Consider the following 23,985-nt stretch of genomic DNA (forward strand, 5'->3'; position numbering starts at 1 on the left):
TCCCGTTTTGCCGCCTTAGAGCATGGCAAGGTTTTGCGGGCCTGATCAGGCGGAACTTTGCTTGAGGATCAGATCATAAAGAAGCTTGGCGCTTGGCGGCAGGGCGCGACCGCGAGCGGTGATCAGGCTGTACGGCCTGATCTTGATGTCGAAATCGGTGGGCAGGACGCGAATTTCGCCTGCCTGGCTGCCGCTCCCGGCGATCAGCGTTGCCACGTCACGGGCGACGGGAGCGACGGCATTGGTGTGGCGGACGATGGAGACCGTGAGGATCGTCGATGAGGTGTTGATGATGGTTGAGGGCAGGGGCGTGCCGGCCGACAGGAAGCTGTCTTCAACGGCGCGCCGCAGTAGCGTTCCGGACGGCTGGAAAACCCAGTCGTAACCGGGTAGATCAGACGAGCTGATGATGCTCTTGTCGAGCAGCGGATGACCCGCACGGACAATCAGGCAGACGTCTTCCTCGCCGAGTTCGATCAGATTGAACTGCCGCGGATCCATGTCGTCCGGTATCCGGCCGATGACGAAGTCGTGCCGCGCGGCCAACAGTTCGCGCACGAGCACATTGCTGTTTTCGATCTGGATGTTGATTTCGATACCGGGATAGGCGGTCGAAACCTGGCGGATAGCGGGAACGGCGAGATTGAGGGCCGGGCCGGTGACAGAACCGAGCGACACCGAGCCGCCGCTGCCCGTTTTCAGTTCGTTGATCTCGCGGGTCGTTTCCCGCAGTTCCAGGAAGATCGTGCGGGCACGCCGCGCCAGCGCCCGGCCATACTGTGTCAGCTCGACGCCGCGGGCGACGCGGGCGCAGAGCGGCGCCTTGAGAATGGTCTCGATCTCACCCAGCATGCGCGATGCGGCTGGCTGTGAAATGCTCAGGGAATCGGCCGCTGCACTGATCTGCCCGTGCTCCTCAATGGCCAAAATCAGCTGAAGATGACTCATTTTTAAGCCTAAGCGAAAAATTCCGCGCTCCGAATAATCGACAGCTGTGGATGAGTGCGGCGCTGAATCGTCCATATTTTACCCACCTTCCGAGAAAAATGCCTTCGCATATGCAAAAAATCACACTGTTCCGCCACATTATACCAAAATTGCTATATGGATACACATATATTGCATTTGACAGTTATGATGTTTGATTCCAGTTTGCAGCCATGTGCGCCAGCGTGCTCGGGAGCGTGTAAGGCCTGGGAGGGCTTTCTTTCACCCCTTAAACCTCCGCCAAGAGATTTTCTGATCTCTCGGCTACGCGACGCGCTGCACATATCAAGGCCGGCTGATCGCCGCCTGGATCAACACTCAGGGAGAGATACATGAGATTAGTTACTTCGCTTCTCGCCGCCGCAGCGCTCAGCGTGGCGTCGTTCGTCGTTCCGGCGATCGCCCAAGACAAGGGCACTGTCGGTATCTCGATGCCGACCAAGACCTCGACCCGCTGGATTTCGGACGGCGAGACCATGGAAAAGCTGTTCAAGGAAGCCGGCTATACCCCGGACCTGCAGTTTGCTGACGACGACATCCCGAACCAGCTGGCCCAGATCGAGAACATGGTCACCAAGGGTGCCAAGGTTCTCATCATCGGCGCCATCGACGGCACGACGCTCTCCGACATCCTGGCAAAGGCTCATGAAGCCGGCGTCAAGGTCATCGCTTATGACCGTCTGATCCGCGATTCCGGCAATGTCGACTACTACGCAACGTTCGACAACTTCCAGGTCGGCGTTCTGCAGGCAACCACGCTGGTTCAGGGTCTCAAGCTCGACGGCGCGACCGAGCCGAAGAACGTTGAACTGTTCGGCGGTTCGCCGGACGATAACAACGCCTTCTTCTTCTACGATGGCGCAATGTCGGTTCTGCAGCCGCTGATCGACGCCAAGAAGATCGTCGTCAAGTCCGGCCAGACAGGCATGGAAAAGGTCGGCACGCTGCGTTGGGACGGTGCTGTTGCACAGGCCCGCATGGAAAACCTGCTTTCCTCGACCTACACCGATGCCAAGGTTGACGGCGTTCTGTCGCCTTACGATGGTCTCTCCATCGGCATCATCTCGGCTCTGAAGGGCGTTGGCTACGGTTCCGGCGACATGCCGATGCCGATCGTTACCGGTCAGGACGCTGAGCTTCCTTCGGTCAAGTCGATCCTCGCTGGCGAGCAGTATTCCTCGATCTTCAAGGATACCCGCGAGCTTGCCAAGGTTGCCGTCTCGATGACGGACGCCATCATTGGCGGCAAGGAGCCGGAAATCAACGACACGAAGACCTATGACAATGGCGTCAAGGTCATCCCGTCCTACCTCCTGAAGCCGGTTGCTGTTGACAAGTCGAACGTCAAGGACGTGCTGGTTGGCGCTGGTTACTACACGGAAGACCAGATCAACAACTGATCCCGTCTTCTCCATTCCGGGCCCGCATCACCTGCGGGCCCTTTTATCTTGATGAGAGACTTGTATTGTCATTGCGTCTGGCCTCATCATTCACGGACTGCCGCAGGATTACCTGAACATGGACAACATCATTCTCGAAATGCGGGGCATCACCAAGACGTTTCCGGGCGTCAAGGCCCTGGACAATGTCAATCTGAAGGTTCACGAGGGTGAAATTCACGCGCTGGTCGGCGAAAACGGAGCCGGCAAATCAACGCTGATGAAGGTTTTGAGCGGTGTCTATCCCGCTGGAACCTATGACGGCGAAATCCACTACGATCGCGAAGTTCGCAACTTCTCGACCATCTCGGACAGCGAGCATCTCGGCATCATCATCATTCACCAGGAGCTGGCGCTTGTGCCGCTTCTGTCGATTGCCGAAAACATCTTCCTTGGCAACGAAATCGCCACCAACGGCGTCATCGACTGGAAGCAGACATTTGCCCGCACGCAAGGCCTTCTTGAAAAGGTTGGTCTCAAGGAGCCACCGTCGGCCCGGATCACCGATATCGGCGTCGGCAAGCAGCAGCTCGTCGAAATCGCCAAGGCACTTTCCAAGAAGGTCCGGCTGCTGATCCTCGACGAGCCAACAGCGTCGCTCAATGAAACGGATTCCGATGCGCTCTTGAAGCTGCTGATGGAATTCCGCAAGCAGGGCATGACCTCGATCATCATTTCGCACAAGCTGAACGAGATCAAGAAGGTCGCCGACAAGATCACCATCCTGCGCGATGGCGGCACGGTGGAAACACTGAACTGTCACAACGAAGATATCAGCGAAGACCGCATCATCAAGGGCATGGTCGGCCGCGACATGGAAGACCGCTACCCGCCGCGCGAGCCGAAGATCGGCGAAACGTTGATGGAAGTGAAAAACTGGAATGTCTTCCATCAGCAGCACCGCGACCGCCAGTTCCTGCATGATATCAATTTCAATGTCCGCGCCGGCGAAGTCGTCGGCATTGCCGGCCTCATGGGAGCCGGCCGTACCGAAACCGCGATGAGCATTTTCGGAAAGTCCTGGGGTCACAAGATCACCGGCGAAGTGCATATGCATGGCAAGCTTGTTGATGTCAGCACCATCCCGCGTGCCATCGAAGCCGGCCTTGCCTATGTTACCGAAGACCGCAAACAGCTCGGCCTGGTGCTCAACAACAACATCATGCACAACACGACGCTCGCCAATCTGGGCGCTGTCGCAAGCAGCGGCGTGATCGACGATCACATGGAGCGCAAGGTCGCGACCGACTACCGGACGAAACTGCGCATCCGCTCCCATTCGATCTATCAGGAGACCGTCAATCTGTCGGGTGGCAACCAGCAGAAGGTCGTTCTATCCAAGTGGTTGTTTACCACGCCTGAAGTGCTGATCCTCGACGAGCCGACACGCGGCATCGATGTCGGGGCGAAGTATGAAATCTATACCATCATCAATCAGCTTGCCGCAGAAGGGAAGGGTATCCTGATGATCTCATCGGAAATGCCCGAACTTCTCGGAACCTGCGACCGCATCTACGTGATGAACGAAGGACGCATCGTCGCCGAGCTTTCGAAAGCAGAAGCAAGCCAGGAATCCATTATGCGCGCCATCATGCGCTCCGGGGAGAAACACTAATGGTCGCCGAAACCAGCGCTCCGAAAACCACACCCTCCATCGGGGAATATCTCAAGAACAATATCCGCGAATACGGCCTGCTCGTCGCGCTCGTGGTTATCATGCTGTTCTTCCAGTATCTGACGGATGGCGTCCTCTTCCGTCCGGTCAACCTGACCAACCTGATCCTGCAGAACTCCTTCATCGTCATCATGGCGCTGGGCATGCTTCTGATTATCGTTGCCGGACATATCGATCTGTCCGTCGGATCGATCGTGGCGTTCACCGGCGGCCTGTCGGCAATTATGCTGGTGAAATGGGGAATCCATTACTCGATCGTGGTGCCGCTCTGCCTGATCTTGGGTGGTCTCGTCGGTGCCGCTCAAGGGTATTGGGTCGCCTACCAGAAAATTCCGGCCTTCATCGTGACGCTGGCCGGTATGCTCGTGTTCCGCGGCCTGACCTATCTCATTCTCCAGAACCGCCCGATTGGTCCGTTCCCGAAGGACTTCCAGTCGCTGTCGACCGGCTTCGTTCCTGATTTCCTGTATTTCCTCAATCCGGCGCCGGACACGATCGTCAATTTCTTCTCGCTTGTCGTCGTCGTTGCCCTGGTAGCCCTGGCCATCTACTACGGTCTTCGCGACCGCCGCACCAATGAGAAACACGGCACGGAAAACGAGCCTTTCGCGTTCTTTGCCGGCCAGATGTTCATCATTGCTGCTGTCGCAATTTTCCTTGGCTACCAGCTCTCGACCTACAAGGGTTTCCCAAACGTTCTGGTCGTCATGGCTCTGCTGATCGCGCTCTACACGTTCGTCACCACACGTTCGACGATCGGCCGCCGCATTTATGCGATGGGCGGTAATGAGAAGGCCGCAAAGCTCTCCGGTATCAATACCGAGCGCCTGACCTTCTACACCTTCGTCAATATGGGCGTGCTTGCCGCTCTTGCCGGCATGATCATCGCGGCCCGCCTGAATTCGGCAACGCCGAAGGCCGGTGTCGGCTTCGAACTCGACGTCATCGCGGCCTGCTTCATCGGTGGTGCGTCCGCTTCGGGCGGCGTTGGCAAGATCACCGGCGCTGTCATTGGTGCTCTGATCATGGGCGTCATGAACAACGGCATGTCGATCATGGGCCTCGGCATCGATTACCAGCAACTGGTCAAGGGCCTTGTGCTTCTCGCTGCCGTGTTCTTCGACGTCTACAACAAGAACAAGGGCTGACCGGGTCCGGTCTGTCCTGCGCGCCGGGCCTTGTCCGGCGCAAACTGGTGCCGGGGCGCGTTTCGTGCTGACATTTGGCGAGATGCTCCGGCCCACGCATCATAACGAGAACGGCGGCGTTGCCGCCACCAACGGGAGCATATGCCATGTCTCCCAATGGGTTGTTGTTGCCGAAAGCTCGCGGCTTGACGCTGAAAAGACAGCCCGGATCGAGAAAAGGATAGTGCTGTGCTGATTTCCCAGGTGAAGAACAATGATGGCTCGATCACGGTCGCCGTTCGCGACGCGGGGCAGGCCGCGCGTGCGGTCAAGAACGCATCCAGTGTCTACGGACTGGCGATGGAAGCGGCCAATTCCGGCAAGAGCCTGAAGGCTGTCGTCGAGGCACATGGACTTGGCGACGAAGTCGATCTTCAGGACGCTTATGCCAAGGGCAATTTCCTGCCGCCGATCACGCATCCGGACGATGCCCACCTGCACCTGACCGGCACGGGCCTTACCCATCTTGGCTCTGCCTCGACGCGCGATGCGATGCACGCGGCTGTGTCCAAGGTGGAAGAGGGCGCCACCGACACGATGAGAATGTTCAAGATGGGCCTGGAAGGCGGCAAGCCGAAGCCGGGCGAAAAGGGCGTTCAGCCCGAATGGTTCTACAAGGGCAATGGCTCGCAGACCGTGGCCCCTGGCGGCGACCTCGTTTCGCCATCGTTTGCGCAGGATGGCGGCGAAGAGCCGGAAATGGCAGGCATCTATGTGATCTCCGACAAGGGCGCGCCATTCCGCATCGGTTTTGCGGTCGCCAACGAATTCTCCGATCACGTGACCGAGCGCGTCAACTATCTCTATCTTGCTCATTCGAAGTTGCGGCCTGCAAGCTTCGGTCCGGAAATCCGGGTGGGCGAAGCGCCGAGCGATATCCGTGGGACCTCGCGCATCATCCGCGATGGCGCCGTGTTCTGGGAAAAGCCGTTCCTGTCCGGCGAAGCCAACATGTCCCATACGTTTGCCAACCTCGAATATCACCACTTCAAGTACGGTATCTTCCGTGCGCCGGGCGATGTGCATGTCCATATGTTCGGGACTGCGACGCTATCCTTCGGTGATGGCATCAAGACCGAGGCAGGCGATATCTTCGAAATCGAGGCGTCCGAGTTCGGCCTGCCGCTGCGCAACACGCTGGCGATTGCTGGCGAAGACGAGGTCACGATCGGCCAGCTCTGATTTCCGTGCATTTGACTGCGGGCGTCTATCCCAGGGCGCTCGCTGAACCAAAGGAGGCTTCGAGCCCATGACACTTCATCACAACCTGATCGCTGGCGAATGGGTCGGCAGCAATGGCGTCGAGAACATCAACCCGTCGAACACCAACGAGATTGTCGGCCTCTATGCCACCGCCAGCGCCGACGATGCCAAGACCGCGATCGCCGCTGCCAAGGCCGCATTTCCGGCCTGGTCGCGCTCGGGCATCCTTGAACGTCACGCGATCCTGAAGAAGACGGCCGACGAAATCCTCGCCCGCAAGGAAGAGCTTGGCAACCTGCTCGCTCGCGAAGAGGGCAAGACGCTTCCCGAAGCGATCGGCGAAACCATCCGTTCGGCACAGATCTTCGATTTCTTTGCTGGTGAGGCGCTGCGCCTGGCCGGTGAGGTTCTGCCATCGGTTCGTCCGAACATCGGCGTCGAGATCACCCGCGAGCCGATCGGCGTCATCGGCATCATCACGCCGTGGAATTTCCCGATCGCTATTCCGGCCTGGAAGATCGCCCCGGCGCTCTGCCACGGCAACACCATCGTCTTCAAGCCGGCCGAACTGGTGCCGGGCTGCTCCTGGGCGATTGTCGATATTCTTCATCGCGCCGGTCTGCCGAAGGGCGTGCTCAACCTGGTGATGGGCAAGGGTTCTGTCGTTGGTCAGGCGATGCTCGACAGCCCGGATCTTGCCGGCATCACCTTTACCGGTTCGACCGGAACCGGCAAGCGGGTGGCTGCCGCCTCGATCGAGCATAACCGCAAGTTCCAGCTGGAAATGGGCGGCAAGAACCCGATGGTCGTGCTTGACGATGCCGACCTGACGGTCGCCGTCGAGGCTGCTGCCAATTCCGGCTTCTTCTCGACCGGCCAGCGTTGCACCGCCTCCTCACGCCTGATCGTCACTGAAGGCATTCATGACAGGTTCGTTGCGGCGCTTACCGAAAAGCTGAAGACGCTGGTGGTCGATGATGCGCTGAAGGCTGGCACCCATATCGGACCGGTGGTCGATGAGCGCCAGCTTGCCACCGATACCGACTATATCGCCATCGGCAAAAAGGAAGGCGCCAAGCTCGCCTTCGGCGGCGAGACGATCGAACGGGAAAATCCGGGCTTCTATCTGCAGCCGACGCTGTTTACCGAAGCCACCAACCAGATGCGCATCAGCCGCGAGGAAATCTTCGGCCCTGTCGCCTCGGTCATCCGTGTCAAGGATTACGAGGAAGCCTTGTCGGTCGCCAACGACACGCCGTTTGGCCTGTCGGCGGGTATCGCCACGACGAGCCTCAAGCATGCCACCCATTTCAAGCGCAATTCGGAAGCCGGCATGGTTCGATTTCCACGTGCCGTTCGGCGGCCGCAAGGCCTCCTCCTTCGGCTCACGCGAGCAGGGCAAGTATGCAGCCGAGTTCTTCACTGTGGTGAAGACGGCCTACACGCTGGCATAACGCATTTTCGCCGGATCGGCTGTGTCGATCCGGCATGTCAAAGGACAAGGGTAATGTTCAAGAAAGCACAATGGCCGCGGCAGCTGCGTTCGCAGCATTGGTATGGCGGCACGAGCCGCGACGTCATCTACCATCGCGGCTGGATGAAGAACCAGGGATATCCGCACGACCTGTTCGACGGACGCCCGGTGATCGGCATCCTCAATACCTGGTCGGACATGACGCCGTGCAACGGCCATCTGCGTGAGCTGGCCGAAAAGGTGAAGGCCGGTATCTGGGAGGCGGGTGGCTTCCCGATGGAAGTACCGGTATTCTCGGCTTCGGAAAACACCTTCCGACCAACCGCGATGATGTACCGGAACCTTGCGGCTCTGGCGATCGAAGAGACGATCCGCGGCCAACCGATGGATGGTTGCGTGCTTCTGGTCGGTTGCGACAAGACCACCCCGTCGCTGATCATGGCAGCTGCCTCCGTCGATTTGCCTTCGATCGTCGTCACAGGCGGCCCGATGCTGAACGGCTATTTCCGCGGTGAGCGTGTCGGTTCCGGCACGCATCTGTGGAAGTTCTCCGAAATGGTCAAGGCCGGCGAGATGACGCAGGACGAATTCCTTGAGGCGGAAGCCTCGATGAGCCGCTCGTCAGGCACCTGCAACACCATGGGCACCGCGTCCACGATGGCCTCCATGGCCGAAGCACTCGGCATGGCGCTGTCCGGCAACGCCGCGATCCCGGGCGTCGACAGCCGCCGCAAGGTGATGGCGCAACTCACCGGCCGGCGCATCGTGCAGATGGTCAAGGACGACCTGAAACCATCAGATATCATGACCAAGCAGGCTTTTGAAAACGCCATCCGCACCAATGCGGCGATCGGCGGCTCGACCAATGCCGTCATTCATCTGCTTGCCATGGCTGGCCGCGTCGGCATCGACCTGACGCTGGACGACTGGGACCGTTGCGGCCGCGACGTGCCGACCATCGTCAACCTGATGCCATCGGGCAAATACCTGATGGAAGAATTCTTCTATGCCGGTGGTCTGCCTGTCGTCATCAAGCGCCTCGGTGAGGCGGGCCTGCTGCACAAGGATGCGCTGACCGTTTCGGGCGAAACCATGTGGGACGAAGTCAAGGATGTCGTCAACTGGAACGAAGACGTCATCCTGCCGGCCGAGAAGGCGCTGACGCAATCCGGCGGTATCGTCGTGGTGCGTGGCAATCTCGCTCCAAAGGGCGCGGTGTTGAAGCCGTCCGCCGCTTCGCCGCATCTGTTGACGCACCGTGGCCGCGCTGTCGTGTTCGAGGACATCGACGACTACAAGGCCAAGATCAACGATGACAATCTCGACATCGACGAGACCTGCATCATGGTCATGAAGAACTGTGGACCGAAGGGCTATCCCGGCATGGCCGAAGTCGGCAACATGGGTCTTCCGCCAAAGGTGCTGAAGAAGGGCATCACCGACATGGTGCGCATCTCCGATGCCCGCATGTCCGGCACCGCCTATGGCACGGTCGTGCTGCACACGTCGCCGGAAGCCGCTGTTGGCGGGCCGCTCGCCGTGGTCAAGAATGGCGACATGATCGAGCTCGACGTTCCCAACCGCCGCCTGCATCTCGACATTTCCGATGCGGAACTGGCCCAGCGTCTTTCTGCATGGAAACCGCAGCACGAGCTACCGACATCGGGCTATGCTTTCCTGCATCAGCAGCATGTCGAAGGGGCCGATACCGGCGCCGACCTCGACTTCCTCAAGGGATGTCGTGGTAGTGCTGTTGGCAAGGACAGCCACTAACCGCTGGGCAGCAATCAATAAAAAAGGCGGGGTGCAAACCTCGCCTTTTTTGTTTGCCCGCGCCAGATTACAGGCTGATCAAAGCAGTACCGCATACTGCGATGACAGCGCCGACCCACGCAGCTTTCGGTGGTGCGACCCCGGTTCTGGCCCATACCATAGGCAGGATCACGACGGGTGTCATCGAGGACAGCGTCGAGACAATACCGACATTGCCATTTGCAAGCGCCGCCATCAGCAATGACATGCCGAGACCCGTGCCGAAGAAGGCAGATCCAAGAGCCGTGACTTGTGTTTTGGCTGTCATCGGCGAACGGTCTCTCAGCTGTGCGATCGGCAGCAGGCTGGCGAGGAGAAAGACCAGTGCCGCAAAGCCGGCGCGGACCATCATGGCGGTAAACGGTTCGACACCTGCTGCCATCGCAGGACGGGCGCATAGGCTTCCGAGAGCCTGACCTATCGCCGTAATGACCCCGAGGCCGATGCCTAGCCATGGCGTTCCAGCCGATAATGCCGCCTTCGATCCTAACGGTAGGCCGATCGCCAGTGTGATGCCCAAAAGCACGAGAAGAACGCCGGCGCTCTGCTGCAGGCTGACCGTTTCGCCAAGCACGGCATAGCCGAGCAGAAGTGCGAAAGGAGACGCAAGCGAAAACAACAGGGCGGTTGTTCGCGCGCCGGCAATGTAGATCGCTGCGAAATAGGTCGTGGTCGCAATGACAATGCCAAAGCCGCTGGATAGTGCGAGGTATCCGATCTGCCATGGCTCCAGCGAGTGCCAGCCGCCAACGGCAAGCGACGCCGTACCTGTCATCAGGAATGACGCAACCATCTGCCACCGGGCCAGCCGGAAGACATTTACGCGCCCTTTCAGCTCACCAATGAGCATGCCGCTCATGGCAATGCAGGTTGCTGCGGCGAGTGCGAGGATTTCGGAGACATACATGAATGTTGCCTGGCTATGAATGTTTGCGGGGCATGCCACAGAGCCGTATAAATCCCCAGATAAATCGTGGTCTCTTGCCAGTAAAATTTCCCGTCCGGCTGCAAATGCATCATTTCAATGCACTTCTCTAAGGTATTATCGCCTGTGATTACTTTCCATTCACGCGGCTTTTCAGAAGCCGGAATGCGGTCGGAACGAAGGCGTGCCTGAGCTGGTTGCTTCTCCATCGCCGGGCTGATCCGGTATTCGGGAAGGAGAACGTTATGAAAATTGCTATCATAAGCCTGTCTCTCGGCTTTCTCGCTGCAACGGTTGTATTTGTGCCGCCTGTTGAGGCTGAGGACAGTCACGGCAACGGTCGCGGTCTCGGTGTGAGTGTATCGATCGGCGGTGAAAATGGCATCAACGCTGACGTTGGAGCATCACTGGGCGGGCGTAATGGCGTCAATGCCGACGTCAATGCTTCAGTGGGAGGTGCCAAGGGTGTGAACGCCGATGCCAATGCCTCTGTCGGAGGACGGTCAGGGATCAACGCCGACGTCGATGCCAGCGTCGGTGGCAGCCGAGGTCTGACAGCGGATATCAGTGCAAGCGCAGGCGGAAGCAAGGGTGTCAATGCCAATGCTGGCGTCGGGCTTGGCGGATCGCGCGGCCTCAATGCAGATGTCGATGTAGGAATAGGCGGCGGGCGGGGTATCGATGTCGGTATTGGTGTTGGCAACAACGGCGGCGATGGCGGTGGCAAGACGCCGGTGAAGCCCAATCCCGGTGGTGGCGATGGCAGCAGCAATCCGGACGTTAAGCCTGCAACGCCACCTATGACGGCGTTCAACAGTTTGCCGGCAGGCGAACAGCATCGTCTCATCCGCCGCTGCCGGGATATTGCCGGCTCGTCAGATTATGATGCCAGTCTAGTCAGTCTCTGCCGACTGCTGCAGGCAAGCGCTTCGCGCTGACAATAGCAAAAAGCAAAATCCCGCCAGCTGGAATGGCGGGATTTTCCGCGGCGATCGATATCACCCTTTACTGGCTTTGCGTCTGGCTCTGGCCCTGCTGCTCCACCGTCACGGAAACCTTCAACGCTTCGCTCGACGAACCATGCACCAGGCCGGAAATCGGTGCTGCGTCGCGATAATCCAGGCCGCAAGCGATGCGAACGTAGCGGTCGTCGGGGCACATCTTGTTGGCGGCGTCGAAGCCGACCCAGCCGAGGCCGTTGAGGTGCACTTCGGCCCAGGCATGGCTTGCCGTCTGTTCAGGCTGGTCTTGCATCATCAGATACCCCGACACATAGCGGGCCGGCAGACCCAGCGTGCGGGCAGCGGCGATCATGATATGGGCGTGATCCTGACAGACGCCGCTCTTTTGCAACAGAGCCTGTTCCGCTGTGGTCTCCGTTCCGGTTTCGCCCTGCCGGTATTCGACAAGCTCGTGGATCTTTCCCATCAGGGCGTGCATTCTGGCAAGATCGGTATCGCCATCCATGGCCTTGGCAAGGTTGCGGATCGGTTTTGCCATCTTCGTCAATGGCGTTTCGCGCAGATAGAGCCAGAGTGGGGCATAGGCCTGATGCGCGCCGTAGACGCCGGCCTTGTCCTCGGTCTCCACTTCGCCGGAAGCGACAACGCGGATGAAGGTCTGGTCGCCGTTGACACTGACGAGATTGACGCGGTTGCCGAAATGGTCGTCATAGCCGACCTCCATCTTGGCGCCCTCGACGGATGTTTCCCAGCTGATCACGCTCTGGCCGGGCTGCGACAACGGTGTCAGGCGCAAGCGTTGCAGGGAATACTGTACGGGCTCGGCATAGGTATATTCGGTGGTGTGACTGATTTTCAGACGCATTGATTGCTCCCCATCCGAATCTCAGTTGAACCGGTAGCCGTTGGAGATTTCCTCTCCGAGGCGGTTGTTATGGCTGATGAAATTCTCGATATACTCGTGCAGGCCTTGATCCATCACGTCCTTGATCGAATGGTTGCGCAGCGACGACAGCGTTTCCTCCGCTGTCGCATGGGCCGCGTGGGCTTCCCCATATTCACGTGCCAGATAGCCGAGATTGCTGACGATCTTGTCATAACAATAGGCAAGCGAACGGGGCATGCGGCCATTGAGGATGAGGAAGTCGGCGATGTTGGATGGCTTGTATTCCGCCTCATAGACCCAGCCATAGGAGCGGTGCGCCGAAACCGAGCGCAGGATCGATTCCCATTGCACGTTATCGATCGACGAGCCGACCTGCGACACCGCCGGAAGCAGGACGTAGTATTTCACATCGAGAATGCGGGCTGTGTTGTCGGCCCGTTCGATGAAGGTACCGATGCGGGAGAAGTTGAAAATCTCGTTGCGCAGCATCGTTCCGTGGAACGCGCCGCGAATGAGGCCGGTCATGCGCTTGATGCCGTCGATGACTTCGGGAAGGTCGGCCGGCTTGATACGCCGGGCGAGGGTGGATTTGAGGTTGAGCCAGCATTCGTTGGTGGCTTCCCAGGTCTCCCGCGTCAGCGCGGTGCGCACCATACGGGCATTGTTGCGGCCGGTGTCGATACAAGACATGACGCTCGACGGATTGGCCTTGTCGCGCAGCAGGAAATCGATGGCGTCGGCGCTGGTCAGGTTTGGATAGAGTTCGTCGTAGATGTCGCGGACACCGGAGCTTTGCAGCACGCCGTCCCAATCGTCTTCGGTCGCCTCCGAGCGGGTCAGCGACATGCGCAGGCCGGCGTCGATCAGCCGGGCGCTGTTTTCGGCCCGTTCGATATAGCGGAACATCCAGTAGAGGCCGTTTGCGGTTCTTCCAAGCATGTGGTGTCAGTCCTCCAGAACCCAGGTATCCTTGGTGCCGCCGCCCTGGCTGGAATTCACCACCAGCGATCCGGCCTTCAAAGCCACGCGGGTGAGCCCGCCCGGAATGATCTGCACCTTGTCGGAAACGAGGACGTAAGGGCGGAGATCCACATGGCGTGGAGCGATGCCCTTATTGACGAGGATCGGCACTGTCGAAAGTGAAAGTGTCGGCTGGGCGATGTAGTTGGCTGGCCGCGCCTTGAGCTTTTCGGCAAACAGCGTGCGCTCCTTCTTCGATGCGGTTGGCCCGACCAGCATCCCATAACCGCCGGAGCCGTGGACCTCCTTGACGACAAGATCGGCGAGGTTTTCCAGCACGTATTTCAGGCTGTCGGCCTCCGAGCAGCGCCAGGTCGGAACGTTCTCGAGCAGCGCCTTGCGGCCGGTATAGAACTCGACGATCTCGGGCATGTAGGAATAGATCGCCTTGTCGTCGCAGATGCCGGTGCCCGGCGCATTGGCGATGGTGATATTGCCGGCGCGGTAGACATCCATGATGCCGGGGATGCCGAGCGCCGATTCTGGCTTGAAGGTTAGCGGATCGAGATAGTCGTCGTCGACGCGGCGGTAGAGCACGTCGATCGCCTCGTAGCCGCGTGTGGTGCGCATCTTCACCTTGCCGTCGATGACACGCAGGTCCGAGCCCTCGACCAGTTCGACACCCATCATGTCGGCAAGGAAGGCATGTTCATAATAGGCCGAGTTGTAGATGCCGGGGGTGAGGACGGCGACACGCGGCTTGCCCTCGCAGCCGGGAGGGGCAAGCGACGCCAGCGAGTGGCGCAGCAGATAAGGATAGTTCTCGACGGGGCGGACGCGGTTCTGATGGAAGAGTTCCGGGAACATCTGCATCATCGTCTCGCGGTTTTCCAGCATGTAGCTGACACCGGAGGGGGTGCGGGCATTGTCTTCCAGCACATAGAACTGGTCTTCGCCGGTGCGAACGATATCCGTGCCGACGATATGGGTATAAACGCCGCCCGGCGGGCGGAAGCCGATCATCTGCGGCAGGAAGGCGACGTTGCGCTCGATCAGTTCGCGCGGTACGCGGCCCGCCTTGATGATTTCCTGCTTGTGGTAGATGTCATCGAGAAAGGCGTTGAGGGCGATGACCCGCTGCTCGATGCCCTGAGCGAGCTTTCGCCATTCACGGCCGGAAATGATACGCGGGATCAGATCGAAGGGGATGAGCTTTTCGGAACTGTCTGCGTGCCCGTAGACCGCGAAGGTGATGCCCGTCTTGCGGAATATGTTTTCCGCCTCCCGCGATTTGGCGATCAGGCGGGCCTTGTCCTGGGCGGCGTACCAATCATTGTAAGTCGAGTAAGGCTGGCGCGGGCTGTTGTCCGCATTCATCATTTCGTCAAATGCCAACGGTGTGTCCCCTTTTTTGTCATTTGAGACCAACAACAGGGGCAATGCAAGAAGCATGCTCAAAAGAAATTCAGGCGGGGGATCGCTGCTTTTTTAGGCTAATGACGGGGCGCCTGCATCGGCCTGCCACCAGTTTCATCATGTTTTTGCATAAACGTTGCCAAGCCATTCCATTCTGGTCTCGAGATGGAAGCCGGATGCTTGTCGAGTGCCTGATTTTTGTGCGGCCAAAAGATCGCGATCCTGCCGCTGCTGAAGATAAACATCAGGAATATTGCTTTGACCATCACAGGAAGCGGCCCTATCGCAGTCGGCGACGCAAAGATTGCCTCTGGAGTTCGCATGACCCTCGACCGCTTGGCACCCGCCATATTCGTACTGCTCTGGTCGACGGGATGGGTGATGGCGAAATATGCCGACATCTATGCCGATCCGCTGACATTCTTGGTGATGCGTTACATCCTCGCCACGCTGCTGTTCGTCGGCTTCTGTCTAGTCACCGGAGCCAAGTGGCCGAAGACATGGGCGGCAGCCGGACACGCAGTCGTCTCCGGCATCTTCCTGCACGGGCTTTACCTGGGGGCTGTCTGGTGGGCGATCGGGCAGGGCGTGCCGGCCGCGATTTCCGGCATCATTGCCGGCCTGCAGCCGTTGATGACGGCGGCGGTGGCGCCGGTCCTGATTGGCGAAAATCTGTCTGGTCAGCAGAGGCTCGGTTTGACACTCGGCTTCCTCGGGATTGCGCTGGCCGTCATTCCCAAGGTTCTGGCGATCGATACCGGCATGACACCGATCCATCTGTTCCCTGTCATCGTCAATGTCATCGGCATGGCGGCTGTGACCTACGGCACGATCTACCAGAAACGCCATCTTCAGTCGGGAGACATCCGCTCGACCGCGGCGCTGCAATATGTCGGGGCGCTGATCGTCACGGTGCCTGCCGCGTTTCTGTTGGAGGACATGCGGGTCATCTGGAGCGTGCAGCTGTTTGCCGCTCTTGCCTGGGCGGTGCTTGGCCTGTCGATGGGGGCAATCGCCTTGCTGCTCTATCTTATCCGGCGTGGTCAGGTCTCGAAAGCCGCTTCGCTGATCTATCTGGTCCCACCGCTCGCAGCGTTACAAGCCTGGTTGCTGTTTGATGAAGCGCTGACATTGCCGATGATCATCGGGACGGTCATTGCGGTGGCCGGTGTTTATCTCACCAACCGCAAGCCGGCAGCGGTTCCGGCATAAAAAAAACGGCGGGTCCAGCCCGCCGTTCTTCATTTCAATTCACTATCGCGAAAAGCTTATGCCTCGTCGCGGCGCGGGGCAGCGTTGGTACGCTTGCGCTGTCCCTGGGAGCCGGCGCCGCCTTCGCGGCTCTGGCCACCGGCGGCATTGCCGCCGCCATGGTTGCGGTTGCGCCATTCGCCCTGCTTGTGGCCGGGGCGTCCATTGCGGTTGCCGCCCGGACGCTTGGCAAGAGCATTTTCATGGGCTGCCTGTGCGGCCGGACCCTGGCCCTTGCGGTGCGGCTTTTTCGGCGAGGCGTTGTCGCCAGCCAAGAGATCGTCACCGGCAAACGGGCTTGGAGCCGTGCGCTCAGCGCGATGAACGTTGTCGCTGCCACCCTGCGGGCGCGGACGGCGTTCGTTGTGGCCGTTGCCGGCCGGACGTGCGGCGTTGCGGGCACCGTTGCCACCGCGGGCACCCTTCGGGCGGGCGCGGTCGGCCGGAACTTCACCGCTGGCGACAGCAATATCGATCTTCATCAGGCGTTCGATATCGCGCAGCAGGCGGATTTCATCCGGCGAGCAGAAGGCGATGGCGATACCGTCGCGGCCGGCGCGGGCCGTACGGCCGATCCGGTGAACGTAGGCATCCGGCACTTCCGGCAGGTCATAGTTGTAGACGTGGGTGACGCCCGGAATGTCGATGCCGCGGGCCGCAACGTCGGTTGCAACGAGAACGCGGGTGTCGCCATCACGGAAGGCCTTCAAGGCGCGCTCGCGCTGGCCCTGGCTCTTGTTGCCGTGAATGGAGGCAACGGAGAAGCCGACATGTTCCAGATGCTTCATCAGCTTTTCGGCGCCATGTTTGGTGCGCGAAAAGACCATGGCGCGGCCATCGGGATTTTCGGTCAGGGTCTTCTTGAGGATTTCGGTCTTCTGGCTGGCGCCCTGAACGAAGTGCACATACTGCTCGACCTTGTCGGCAGCCTTGCCCGGAGGCGAAACTTCGACGCGCTTCGGCGTGCTCAGATATTCGGCCGCGAGATCGGCAATGGCCTTCGGCATGGTGGCCGAAAACAAGAGCGTCTGGCGGTTCTTCGGCACCAGCTTGGAAATCTTGCGCAGGTCGTGGATGAAGCCGAGGTCGAGCATCTGGTCGGCTTCGTCAAGCACGAGGTAGCGTGCCTGTGTCAGCGTCACGGCCTTGCGGGCAACCAGATCGAGAAGGCGGCCAGGGGTCGCGACAAGGATGTCGACGCCGCGGGCGAGCTGTTCGGACTGCTTGTTGATCGAGGCGCCGCCAACGACCAGACCGATCTTGATCGGGGTCTTCTTGACGAAGTCCTTCAGGTTGGCGGCGATCTGGTTCACCAGTTCGCGGGTCGGGGCGAGCACGAGCGCGCGGATGTTGCGCGGATCGGGACGCTTGCCGTCGGCCATCATCTTTTCGATCATCGGCAGGCCGAATGCGGCCGTCTTGCCGGTGCCGGTCTGGGCAAGACCGATCAGGTCATGGCCTTCCATGACAAGCGGAATGGATTCGGCCTGAATCGGTGTCGGCGTTTCGAACCCGAGGGAGGCGAGGGTCGAAAGCACGTGCTCGGAGAGGCCAAGGTCTTTGAAAGTGGTCAATGTAGTACCTTTTCGGGGCGCAAAACGAGATTTGCCGGAACTGCACCATGCGGTTCCGGTTTCGCTTCGCGTCAAGAACCCCGCGTGATTTGGGAACTTGTGGGTTGATTCTGCTGTCTGCGCTGCATCCTGCCGCGTTTGGCAGGACATTCTGTGTTGCGCTTATCCTTCGTTACGGATCGTTGAGATCCCGCAGGGCTCGCTCACGCGGCGGCCGGAAGGTGACGCTGGGCCTCATGTCGTTGTTTTGCCGCGAAAAGTCAAGGGATAGTTTTTGCAGCTGCGAAGAGACCGGCGGATCACGGCATGGCCAGCTGGAAATCCCCGCCAGCGAGCACCGTGCCGTTGACGAGAATTTCCACGCGGTGGCTACCGGGATAATATTGCCGCGTGGTGATGGCGCGAATCGCATGCTGGCGTGTCATGATGACAGTTTCGCCGGGAGCGAGCACGAGGCTTTTCCACTTGAAGACTTTTGGGGCAAGGCTGCCATTGGCTTTGCGATGATGGACGGCATAGTCGATCATCACCTGTTGCGGTGCCGGCCCCTCATTGGCGATGGCGAGCTTGAAGGCGAGGGCATTGCCGAAGACCACCTGCGGGGTCTCTATCTCCATGGCCGCGCCGATGCCGGAAAGCGGCGCAAAGCCGAAATTCGACAATGCGGCCGCATGTCCCTTCTTCAAGAGCGTGCGCGAGGCATGCCGCAAAAGCTGCCGCCGCTCGGGGGAGGCCGTTTCGATATGCTCACCGACGAAGGATGCGACCAAATCAGGATGATCCTTGGCGATGTCGTTCAGGCTGTTGGCAACGGAGCGGCGCACGTAATCCTCGGGATCATCCAGCAGCGTGGAGAGGATTGGCAGGATCGGTTGCGGATCACGCATCAGCGCCGGTAGACGAATCGCCCAGGGCAGGCGGGGCCGGGTACCCTCGCTTGCCAGCCGCCGAACATGATAGTTGCTGTCGGTGGTCCATGTGCTGATTGTTGCCAGGGCGCGTTCCTGCTCCGCGAGAATAAACGGCCGGATGCCGAACTCGGCGGTAAAATGCGGGGTCAGCTGTTTCAGCAACGCCAGGGACAGATCGAAATGGCCAAGGCCGTTTTGCGCTACGAACTGGCTGACGGGCAGCAGCGCCCAGCCTGTGATACCTGAGCGGCCCGATTGCGGCAGGCTCGCCGACAGGATTGCAGCGGCTGTTTCGAAATCATCGGGCAGGGTTTCCTCAAGCGCGTCACGTATCTGCAGGGCGCGCTGCATCAATTCCAGCTGCTCCATATTCCGGCAGGCGATATCGACAAAGCGTACCCTGTCGAAACCAGTGGCGTTCGCGGCAATGTGCGTGGCCATCGTTTCGACGAGCGCCGGATGCAGAAGGTTTTTCAGTGGTTCAGCCATGCCGTGTCCGTCCTGTGATTCCTATCAACCATAATGGCTGTTCTGCCGGGAGCGTAGGACGGTTTTTGGCAGTAGGATCGATCATCGGATTTTCTGCGGAACTATCCTTTTTTCCAATGCGTTGATTCCATTGCGCGCCTCGCCATCCGGGAGGCGCGGCCGGTCTTCAGTCGCGGTGCCGCCGGTGCTGTGCCATGTGAATGCCGGGATACCACGCTCGAGGAGTGAACAATGACCACCACTTGGATTCTTGCTGCCGATGGAAATCAGGCCCGTCTTTTGAAGGGCGTGAATTTCCTCAAAGACGAACCCCAGAACCCCGAGCAGGAGATTTTTCAGATGGACACCAAGCGTGTCCAGGACATCATGGCGGACAAGCCTGGACGTAGTCATTCGTCGGTCGGACATGGCCGTTCGGCGATGGAGTACTCCAGCGATCCGGTCCGCGAGGAACAGCAGAAATTCACCGCCGACGTTGCCAGCAGGATCGACAGCTACGAACAGGAAGGTGCATTCGATCGTCTGGTCGTCTGTGCAGCGCCACAGACGCTGGGGGACCTGCGGGGCATGCTTTCCACCGCGACACGGGCAAAGACCACGGCGGAGATCAGCAAGGACTACAGCAATCTACCAACGAAAAAGCTGATCTCGTCGGTGCGCGCTGCAATGTCAAACTGATCGCAACGACAAGGGCAGGCAGCGATGCCTGCCCCTTCGGCTTTTTAGTAGCACACACGGGTTCTGTACTGATCACCCCAACGATCCTGATGCCAGACAATGTGGCAACGAGGGTAATAGCCGCCGTACACATAATATGGGCGATAGGCAGGGGCATAATAGGCCGGAGGCGCATAATAGCGGGGTTGGCTGAGCGCTCCGCCGATGATGGCACCCCCGACAATGCCGGTGGCCAGTCCCGGCCAGAAGCGATCATGCGCAGTGGCCTCAGAGGCGGTGGCAATTGTGGCGCCCGCAATTGTCAAGGCAATCAGACCGGTGGAAATTGCTGTTCTCAACGAAAGCATGGTCTTGTTCCCTATGTCCGGGCGATGGCCGCCGACCGGTCATGTCTTGCTCGAACAAGGATATTAATGCGCCGGAATGTGGCTTTGTTGCCTTAGATTTTCATTAAATTTCCGTTAGAAATCAGTCGCAACGCCGCCCTCTGCCTTGCGGCGGGCAACAAACGCGTCAAGCTCTTCCTCGATGGCCGGATCGAGTGGCGGCTTCTCGTATTCGTTGAGTTTTTCCTTGAAGACGCGGTTGGCGTGATCATAGGTCGTCGGCCGTCCGGCCTCGGTCCAGGTCTCGAAATTGCGCCAGTCCGACAGGATCGGCGAATAGAACGCCGTCTCATAGCGGGCAAGTGTATGGGCGGTGCCGAAATAGTGACCGCCGGGGCCGACGTCGCGCACGGCATCGAGACCGAGCGCATCCTCGCTGACATCAAGGGGGGTGAGAAACTCTGCCACCATCTGCAGCATGTCGACATCGAGAATGAATTTTTCGAAGGATGCGGTCAGGCCGCCCTCGCTCCAGCCGGCCGAATGCATGATGAAATTGCCACCGCCTTGCGTCAGCGCCCACAATGACAGCACCGATTCATAGGCGGCCTGCGCATCCAGTGTATTGGAGGCATTGGTATTGGAGGTGCGGTAGGGCACCTTGTAGCGGCGGGCGAGCTGTCCGCCGGCAATCACGGCCTTCATGTATTCCGGCGTGCCAAAAGCGGGTGCTCCGGTTTTCATGTCCACATTCGAGGTGAAGCCGCCATACATCACCGGAGCGCCGCGCCGGACCATCTGGGTAAACGCGATACCCGCCAGCGCCTCGGCATTTTGCTGGACCATGGCGCCTGCGATCGTCACTGGCGCCATGGCACCGGCGAGCGTGAACGGTGTGACGACGACGACCTGATTGCGAGACGACATTTCGATGATGCCTTGCAGCATCGGCCCGTCGAGCCGCAGCGGCGAGGAGGTGTTGATGATGGTGAACAGCGATGGTTCGCTTTCCATCTGCTCGGCGGAAATGCCACGCCCGATCCGGGCTATCTCAAGCGCATCGATATTGCGCTGCTGGCCAAGCGAATAGCAGTGAAACACCTTGTCGGTCAGCTTCACCATGTCGGAGAGGCAATCGAGATGGCGCACAGAGGCGTGGATATCGATCGGCTCGACCGGATAGCCACCGGTTGTGTGGATAATATCGTAGGACTGAGCGAGCTTGACGAGCTTGCGGAAGTCTTCCTGGTTGCCGGCGCGCCGTCCGCCTTCGCGGTCGGCGACGAAGGGGGCCGAGGCGATCTGAGCAAAGACAAGATTGTTGCCGCCAATCTGGACGTTTCGCGCCGGGTTCCGGGCGTGCATGGTGAAGCCTGATGGTACCGACGCCATCATGTCCATGATCAGGCCGCGATCGAAACGTACTCGATCAGTGCCGGGTGTGACATCTGCACCTGCCGCCTTCATCCGGTCGCGGGCTTCCGGCAGGATCACATCCATGCCGATTTCTTCAAGGATTGTCAGCGAAGCGTCGTGAATGGCCTCAAGCGCGTCTTCCGACAGCACGACGGATTTTGCCATCGTGTTGACGAGGTTGAGATATTTCGAGCTGCCGCCGCCCCTGCGCGAGCGATCCGCGCCGCGGCCGCCGGTTCGGCGCCGGCGTTCCACCGGAGCTTCTGGGTCGCTCGGGGTGGTCTGCGGAAATAGGTTCTCGCTCATGATTCTTCCATCGGATTGGACCGAGCGTCATGTTGCATATCCGGTGCTCGAAAGGCGCTACCATTTGCGACAGCAAACTTCCTGGAAAGAGTAGGCGGTTTTGGAGGGTTGGCTATTCCGCGACGCCGGATGTCGATTTCACGCCGCAAAGCATTTCCCGTTTGCTGCCAAAGCCCGGCCTGCGCTCGACGATAAAACCGGCCGCTTGCAGATTACGGCGGACAAAACCGGCGGCGGCATAGGTCGCGAACGTGCCTTCCTCGACAGTCTTTTCCTGGACAACGCGCATCAGCTCTTGCGACCACATATCCGGATTGCGCCGGGGCGCGAAACCGTCGAGATACCAGGCGTCGAATGGGGCAGGGAACCCAGGGATCGTGTCGAACGCCGGGCCGCAGACGACGGTCAGCCGCACATCGGTGGCAAGATCGAGATCGATACGGCCGTTTGGTGCGTCCGGCCATGCGGCACAGAGCGCTTGCCGCTCCGCATCGATCTCAGGCCAATGTGACAGCGCCCGGCCGATGTCGCCCGCCTGCATCGGAAACCGCTCGAACGAGACGAAATGCAGATTTGTCCCTTCGGCAGCGGCCGTTTTCCACTGCCGCCATGTCTCGCAACAATTGAGCCCGGTGCCGAAGCCGAGTTCGCCGATCCGGAATGTGCCGGGGCCGCGCCAGCGTCCGGGCAGGCCGTTGCCCGCAAGAAAGACATGGCCGCATTCCAGCCGCCCGTCTTCGCGGCAATAAAAGTGATCGCCAAATTCCTGCGAATAGGGCATATCGCCCGCGTGCCATTCAAGCGTTTGCCGGTCGGGAATATCGGCCTCTGGCACGATTGCAATTTCAGGGTTCTTGGTGGACATGCCGAACCGATAATCTCCGCATGCAGGAAGGTCAATCGATGACGGATCTGTTGATCGTCGGCGGCGGCATCATGGGGCTCTGGGCTGCCGTCATGGCCGATCAGGCTGGGTTGAAAACGGTTCTCGTCGAGCGTGACAGGATCGGCGCCGGTGCCAGCGGCGGCGTGCTCGGCGCGCTGATGCCGCATATGCCGGATCGCTGGAATGCCAAGAAGCAGTTCCAGTTTGATGCACTGCTCTCGCTTGAAGAAGAAGTTGTCGACCTTGAGGCGCAAACTGGGCTATCGGCCGGTTATCGCCGCTCGGGCCGGCTGATCCCGCTGCCAAAACCACATTTGCGCACCATCGCTCTTCGCCATGAGCAAGACGCGCTCGTGAATTGGAAGCAGAAGGACCGGCAGTTCTTTTGGCATGTTCGAGACAACCCGGCGGCGGCTGGCTGGCCAGAAACCGAAGCCATGGCTAGCGGTGTCGTGTTCGATACGCTGGCCGCACGTATCGATCCGCGCTTGCTTCTGAGGGTTTTGAGCGCGGCGCTTCTGCAGTCTCGCCACGTGCAGATTGAGGAGGGGCGGGCGCTTGCCGGTCTTGACCCGGCTGTCGGCAAGGCGACGTTTTCGGACGGACACTCCATTTCTTTCGGTGCGTGCATTCTTGCCAGCGGAGTCGACGCCTTCCGGCAGCTGGATGCCCTGGAAGAAACCCCGATGGCGGCATCCAGCGGCGCGGCCGTCAAGGGGCAGGCGGCGGTGTTGAAAGCCGATATCGATCCCGCCTTACCTGTCATTTTTATGGATGGTCTCTACATCGTGCCGCATGACAACGGCCTTGTTGCCATTGGCAGCACCAGCGAAGACAAATTTGCCGATCCGTTGTCAAACGACCATCTGCTGGACGATCTCCTTTCCCGGGCTCGGGCGGTTGTTCCGTCGCTTGCCGATGCGCCTGTGGTCGAGCGCTGGGCGGGCTTGCGGCCAAAGGCCATCGGCCGCGATCCGATGGTCGGCCGCCATCCGGATCATTCCCGCCTTTATACCCTGACCGGCGGCTTCAAGATCAGCTTCGGACTGGCGCATCGTCTTGCGGCCAGTGTTATCGGCGAAATCACCGGGCGGGCGGATGGAGCGTTGCCGGAGACGTTCCGCTGTGCCAGCCATTTTTCGCTGCTCCGCGGCTCATAAAGCTGACGTCGTCATAAGTGGCGTGCCGTTCATGCAAAAAAGCCCTGCTCGGGTGAGCAAGG

Annotated in this window: 19 protein-coding genes and 1 pseudogene; 10 read left to right on the top strand and 10 right to left on the bottom strand. The window is 59.7% G+C overall.

What is annotated here, in order from left to right:
• Window positions 1-45 precede the first annotated feature (45 nt).
• Entirely contained in the window at window positions 46-1,023 is a 978-nt protein-coding gene (locus ASD36_RS18830; RefSeq protein WP_060511738.1) for a LysR family transcriptional regulator, read from the bottom strand.
• A gap of 296 nt (window positions 1,024-1,319) precedes the next feature.
• On the opposite strand from ASD36_RS18830, the gene chvE reads away from it, so the two are divergent.
• From chvE to araD, 6 genes and pseudogenes are all read left to right on the top strand, one after another.
• Window positions 1,320-2,387: a multiple monosaccharide ABC transporter substrate-binding protein gene (chvE, locus tag ASD36_RS18835; RefSeq protein ID WP_060505838.1), complete on the top strand. Its 1,068-nt coding sequence runs from the start codon at window positions 1,320-1,322 to the stop codon at window positions 2,385-2,387.
• 118 nt (window positions 2,388-2,505) lie between these two features.
• Window positions 2,506-4,041 (top strand): multiple monosaccharide ABC transporter ATP-binding protein, encoded by a 1,536-nt coding sequence (gene mmsA, locus ASD36_RS18840; RefSeq protein ID WP_060505837.1) that lies wholly within the window; start codon window positions 2,506-2,508, stop codon window positions 4,039-4,041.
• Entirely contained in the window at window positions 4,041-5,249 is a 1,209-nt protein-coding gene (mmsB, locus tag ASD36_RS18845) for a multiple monosaccharide ABC transporter permease (RefSeq protein ID WP_060505836.1), read from the top strand. The genes mmsA and mmsB overlap by 1 nt, the downstream gene beginning before the upstream one ends.
• 228 nt (window positions 5,250-5,477) lie before the next feature.
• Entirely contained in the window at window positions 5,478-6,470 is a 993-nt protein-coding gene (gene araD1, locus ASD36_RS18850; protein ID WP_060505835.1) for an AraD1 family protein, read from the top strand.
• 67 nt (window positions 6,471-6,537) lie between these two features.
• Window positions 6,538-7,945: pseudogene (locus ASD36_RS30305) on the top strand (aldehyde dehydrogenase family protein).
• A gap of 53 nt (window positions 7,946-7,998) precedes the next feature.
• Window positions 7,999-9,738 carry an L-arabinonate dehydratase gene (gene araD / locus ASD36_RS18855; RefSeq protein WP_060505834.1) on the top strand — a complete coding sequence of 580 codons (1,740 nt, stop codon included), beginning with the start codon at window positions 7,999-8,001 and terminating at the stop codon, window positions 9,736-9,738.
• A 67-nt stretch (window positions 9,739-9,805) separates the two neighbouring features.
• On the opposite strand, the gene ASD36_RS18860 is transcribed toward araD, so the two are convergent.
• Window positions 9,806-10,684: a DMT family transporter gene (locus ASD36_RS18860; protein ID WP_060505833.1), complete on the bottom strand. Its 879-nt coding sequence runs from the start codon at window positions 10,682-10,684 to the stop codon at window positions 9,806-9,808.
• Window positions 10,685-10,947: 263 nt separating this feature from the next.
• Between ASD36_RS18860 and ASD36_RS18865 the strand changes: the two genes are divergently transcribed.
• The gene (locus ASD36_RS18865; RefSeq protein WP_060505832.1) at window positions 10,948-11,640 is read left to right on the top strand and encodes a hypothetical protein; all 693 of its coding nucleotides are present in this window, start codon (window positions 10,948-10,950) and stop codon (window positions 11,638-11,640) included.
• A gap of 67 nt (window positions 11,641-11,707) precedes the next feature.
• Here ASD36_RS18865 and ASD36_RS18870 read toward each other — a convergent pair whose 3' ends face one another.
• From ASD36_RS18870 to ASD36_RS18880, 3 genes are read right to left on the bottom strand one after another with little or no spacing between them, the layout of a single operon-like run.
• Entirely contained in the window at window positions 11,708-12,529 is an 822-nt protein-coding gene (locus tag ASD36_RS18870; RefSeq protein ID WP_060505831.1) for a transglutaminase family protein, read from the bottom strand.
• A gap of 21 nt (window positions 12,530-12,550) precedes the next feature.
• The gene (locus ASD36_RS18875) at window positions 12,551-13,489 is read right to left on the bottom strand and encodes an alpha-E domain-containing protein (RefSeq protein ID WP_060505830.1); all 939 of its coding nucleotides are present in this window, start codon (window positions 13,487-13,489) and stop codon (window positions 12,551-12,553) included.
• 6 nt (window positions 13,490-13,495) lie between these two features.
• Entirely contained in the window at window positions 13,496-14,890 is a 1,395-nt protein-coding gene (locus ASD36_RS18880) for a circularly permuted type 2 ATP-grasp protein (RefSeq protein ID WP_037099483.1), read from the bottom strand.
• Between the two features lie 357 nt (window positions 14,891-15,247).
• On the opposite strand from ASD36_RS18880, the gene ASD36_RS18885 reads away from it, so the two are divergent.
• Entirely contained in the window at window positions 15,248-16,138 is an 891-nt protein-coding gene (locus ASD36_RS18885; protein WP_060506067.1) for a DMT family transporter, read from the top strand.
• A gap of 56 nt (window positions 16,139-16,194) precedes the next feature.
• Here ASD36_RS18885 and ASD36_RS18890 read toward each other — a convergent pair whose 3' ends face one another.
• A complete protein-coding gene (locus tag ASD36_RS18890; protein WP_060505829.1) occupies window positions 16,195-17,751 on the bottom strand; it encodes a DEAD/DEAH box helicase in 1,557 nt (518 codons plus the stop codon).
• Window positions 17,752-18,050: 299 nt separating this feature from the next.
• Complete coding sequence (locus ASD36_RS18895; protein ID WP_060505828.1) at window positions 18,051-19,151, bottom strand: DNA alkylation repair protein; 1,101 nt, start codon at window positions 19,149-19,151, stop codon at window positions 18,051-18,053.
• 231 nt (window positions 19,152-19,382) lie between these two features.
• Between ASD36_RS18895 and ASD36_RS18900 the strand changes: the two genes are divergently transcribed.
• The gene (locus tag ASD36_RS18900) at window positions 19,383-19,829 is read left to right on the top strand and encodes a host attachment protein (RefSeq protein WP_060505827.1); all 447 of its coding nucleotides are present in this window, start codon (window positions 19,383-19,385) and stop codon (window positions 19,827-19,829) included.
• Window positions 19,830-19,873: 44 nt separating this feature from the next.
• Here the strand turns inward: ASD36_RS18900 and ASD36_RS18905 are convergent, their stop codons facing one another.
• The 3 genes from ASD36_RS18905 to mnmD form a co-directional block, all read right to left on the bottom strand.
• The gene (locus tag ASD36_RS18905; RefSeq protein WP_060505826.1) at window positions 19,874-20,176 is read right to left on the bottom strand and encodes a hypothetical protein; all 303 of its coding nucleotides are present in this window, start codon (window positions 20,174-20,176) and stop codon (window positions 19,874-19,876) included.
• Between the two features lie 114 nt (window positions 20,177-20,290).
• Window positions 20,291-21,877, bottom strand: a complete 1,587-nt coding sequence (locus ASD36_RS18910) for a trimethylamine methyltransferase family protein (protein ID WP_060505825.1) — start codon at window positions 21,875-21,877, stop codon at window positions 20,291-20,293.
• Window positions 21,878-21,989: 112 nt separating this feature from the next.
• Window positions 21,990-22,742: a tRNA (5-methylaminomethyl-2-thiouridine)(34)-methyltransferase MnmD gene (gene mnmD, locus ASD36_RS18915; RefSeq protein ID WP_060505824.1), complete on the bottom strand. Its 753-nt coding sequence runs from the start codon at window positions 22,740-22,742 to the stop codon at window positions 21,990-21,992.
• Window positions 22,743-22,780: 38 nt separating this feature from the next.
• On the opposite strand from mnmD, the gene ASD36_RS18920 reads away from it, so the two are divergent.
• Window positions 22,781-23,923, top strand: coding sequence for an FAD-dependent oxidoreductase (locus ASD36_RS18920; protein WP_060505823.1), 1,143 nt, complete (start codon window positions 22,781-22,783; stop codon window positions 23,921-23,923).
• Window positions 23,924-23,985 lie beyond the last annotated feature (62 nt).

It is taken from the genome of Rhizobium sp. Root1334 (genome assembly GCF_001426665.1).
Taxonomy (GTDB): Bacteria; Pseudomonadota; Alphaproteobacteria; order Rhizobiales; family Rhizobiaceae; genus Pararhizobium.